Raw genomic sequence first — 3412 nt, 5'->3', positions numbered from 1 at the left:
CGGCGCCCTCCATCATCATGCCGACGAGGTTCTTGCCGATGTCGTGGATGTCGCCCTTGACGGTGCCGATCACCATCTTGCCCTGCTTCGGCGCGCCGGTGGCGGCGAGCAGCGGACGCAGGATAGCCATGCCGGCCTTCATGGCATTGGCGGAAAGCAGCACTTCCGGCACGAACAGAATGCCATCGCGAAAATCTTCGCCGACGATGCGCATGCCTTCGACCAGCGCCTCGGTCAGCACCTTGTAAGGCGCCCAATTGCGCTCGAGAAGGATATGCGTGCCTTCCTCGATTTCTTCCTTCAGACCGTCATAGAGGTCGTCGTGCATCTGCTGCACAAGCTCCTCGTCGGAAAGCTCGGAAAGGATGATCTCGTCGTCGGCCATTTTTCCTCGGGCTCCTTGCTGCTCGGAATGACTGCGGCAGCCTAAAAAACGATGCGCCAATACCTAACCCGCGAGGGCAAGCTAGCCATAGCTGATTTGCGACTTCCCGCAAAAGGAAAGCGACTGAAAAATTGACGCTTTTCTTGTCGATTTTGCGACAGGTGTTGGCGCTGGCTGGCCGTTTCCAATAGGGTGCATGGCTACGATCCAGGCAAGAAGCGGCAGCGACGGGCCGCCCAGCCAATTCAGGCCAAGTTACAGGAAGAACGATCATGAGCGATAACGCGGCAGTCGAGCAGGAAGCGCCGGGTGGACGACGCGGTCGCGGCGCCAGCGGCGGCGCGGCGGCACGCCGGGCAGCCCGTTCAGGCGGCGGTCCGGGCACCCAGCTCACGTACATCAAGCGCAAGATCAACGTCTACGAGGTCCTCAACGAGGAAGGCCTGGCGCTGATCGAGAAGAATACCGACACGGTGCTGGAAGAGATCGGCATCATCTTTCGCGATGACGCCGAGGCGCTGGCGCTGTGGAAGGAGGCGGGCGCCGACGTCAAGGGCGAGCGCGTGCATTTCCCCAAGGGGCTCTGCCGCTCGCTCTTGAAGACCGCGCCTTCGATCTACACCCAGCATGCGCGCAATCCGGACCGCTCGGTGCAGATCGGCGGCAACGCGACCGTGTTCGCGCCGGTCTACGGCCCGCCCTTCGTGCGCGACCTCGACGGCAACCGCCGCTACGCGACGATCGAGGATTTCCAGAATTTCGTGAAGCTCGCCTATATGGCGCCGTCGATCCACCATTCAGGCGGCACAGTGTGCGAGCCGGTCGACGTGCCGGTCAACAAGCGCCACCTCGACATGATCTACGCGCATATCCGTTACTCGGACAAGCCGTTCATGGGCTCTGTGACCGCGCCGGAGCGGGCCGAGGATACGGTGGCGATGGCCAAGCTCGTCTTCGGCGACGACTTCGTCGAGAACAACACGGTGCTGACCAGCCTGATCAACGCCAACTCGCCGATGGTGTTCGACGAAACGATGCTCGGCGCCCTGAAGGTCTATTCGCGCCACAACCAGGCCTGCATCGTCACGCCCTTCATCCTGGCCGGCGCGATGAGCCCGGTGACGGTCGCCGGCACACTGACGCAGGTGCTGGCCGAAGTGCTCGCTGGCGCCTCGTTCACGCAGTTGATCCGGCCGGGCGCGCCGGTGCTGTTCGGCACCTTCGCCTCGTCGATCTCGATGCAGTCAGGCGCGCCGACCTTCGGCACGCCGGAGCCGTCGCTGGTCTCCTATGGCGCCGCCCAGCTGGCGCGCCGGCTCGGCCTGCCGTTCCGCACCGGCGGTTCGCTCTGCGCCTCGAAGATCCCGGATGCGCAGGCGGCCTATGAGAGCGCCAACACGCTCAACTCGACGATCCTCGCCGGCACCAATTTCGTGCTGCATTCGGCGGGCTGGCTCGAGGGCGGCCTCGCCTCCTGCTACGAGAAATTCATGATGGACATCGACCAGCTCGGCATGCAGCAGAAGTTCTGCGAGGGCGTCGACCTGTCGGAAAACGGCCAGGCGATGGACGCCATCCGCCAGGTCGGGCCGGGCAGCCATTATCTCGGCTGCGACCATACCCAGGCGAATTTCCAGACGGCCTTCTACCGCTCCAACATCGCCGACAACAATTCCTACGAGCAGTGGCTGGCCGAGGGCGAGAAGACCGCGCCGCAGCGCGCCAACGAGCTCGCACGCCGCTGGCTTGAAAGCTACGAAGCGCCGCATCTCGATCCGGCCATCGACGAGGCGCTGAAGGAGTTCATCGCCAAGAAGAAAGGCTCGATGCCCGACGCCTTCACGTGAAAGGAGCCCGATTCAGGCCGGGCTAAAGTGGCCGACATCATCCATAAGGAAGTCTGGCGGAGCGCGTTCTCCGACCCGGACCGGAAGGGATGACTTTTTCCCGCGCTCGGGTCGAGGTGATTGCGGCCGAGCTCGCGGCCAGTGGCCTGATCCTTCGCGGCGGTTTCACCTTCGGCGACGATGAGATGGCGCCAGCCGGACTTTCCGGCTTTCCAGCCAAATCGGTGCTCCTTGTTGGACAGGCGGGCGCGGCGCCATGGCCATATTTCCAACGCTGGCTCGAGGGACAGCCTCGGCCCGTCGCCAACCCGCTCGACAGCTGGTCGCTCGAGGTGATTGGCGCCGTGGCGAAGGAATTCGGCGCGCGTGCCGTTTCGCCTTCAGACCGGCCTTACCTGCCGTTCCAGCAATGGGCGATGCGGGCGGAAGGGCTGAGGCCGTCGCCGCTGGGCATCCTCATGCATCCTCAGTATGGGCTTTGGCACGCCTATCGCGGCGCGTTGCTGTTCGAGGACAAGATTTCTGTTCCCGAACCTCATGCAGCGATTCATCTTTGCGACACATGCGTCGAAAAACGCTGCCTGAAATCCTGTCCGGTGGACGCCTATTCGGTGGATGGCTTTGCGCACCAGGCGTGCCTGGCGCATGTGCGCGGACCGCGAGGCGAGCCCTGCCGGAGCGGCGGCTGCCTCGACCGCAACGCCTGTCCCTATGGCGCTGAGTATCGCTATCCGGCCGATGTCCAGGCCTTCCATATGGCGGCGTTCGCCGGGGTGTAGACATTCTTCCGAACCGCACGGAAACTTGACCGCGATCGAAAGGTTCCGGCTTGCCCTGGAGGGCAGTGCGGATATCTATCGCCTGGCAACCGGCGGAGCGCGGGAATGACGAAGCAGGACATCGAGATCAAGACCCAGGACGGCACGGCGAAGGCTCGGCTGTTTCGTCCAGCCGCGCCGGCCAAGGCCGGAATCATCCTCTACATGGATATTTTCGGTCCGCGTCCGGTGCTCGACCAGATGGCGGAGCGCCTCGCTGGGCATGGCTATGCCGTGCTGGTGCCCGATCTCTTCTACCGCTATGCGCCCTATGGCCCGTTCGATCCCAAAACCGCGTTCACCGAGGCAAAGACCAAGGCCCTGCTGTTGATGCTGAGCGGCGGTACGACGCAGGGCATGAC

General features: G+C 63.6%; 4 protein-coding genes. 3 read left to right on the top strand and 1 reads right to left on the bottom strand.

All coding sequences use genetic code 11. The annotated features are described in order from the left end of the window. Positions 1-385, bottom strand: a 385-nt coding sequence (locus EOA27_RS28340) for a B12-binding domain-containing protein (RefSeq protein WP_189562136.1), incomplete at its 3' end; no start/stop codon positions are given. A gap of 272 nt (positions 386-657) precedes the next feature. Here EOA27_RS28340 and EOA27_RS28335 point away from each other — a divergent pair. The 3 genes from EOA27_RS28335 to EOA27_RS28325 all read left to right on the top strand — a co-directional run. Continuing rightward, positions 658-2232, top strand: a complete 1575-nt coding sequence (locus EOA27_RS28335) for a trimethylamine methyltransferase family protein (RefSeq protein ID WP_126082180.1) — start codon at positions 658-660, stop codon at positions 2230-2232. A gap of 89 nt (positions 2233-2321) precedes the next feature. Further along, entirely contained in the window at positions 2322-3011 is a 690-nt protein-coding gene (locus tag EOA27_RS28330) for a 4Fe-4S dicluster domain-containing protein (RefSeq protein ID WP_126082181.1), read from the top strand. A 105-nt stretch (positions 3012-3116) separates the two neighbouring features. Beyond that, a partial coding sequence (locus tag EOA27_RS28325) for a dienelactone hydrolase family protein (RefSeq protein ID WP_189562135.1) occupies positions 3117-3412 on the top strand: 296 nt, incomplete at its 3' end.

The sequence above is a fragment of the Mesorhizobium sp. M2A.F.Ca.ET.037.01.1.1 genome (genome assembly GCF_003998075.1).
In the GTDB taxonomy this organism is placed as follows: Bacteria; Pseudomonadota; Alphaproteobacteria; order Rhizobiales; family Rhizobiaceae; genus Mesorhizobium.
This window is presented reverse-complemented; position numbering and strand designations above follow the sequence as displayed.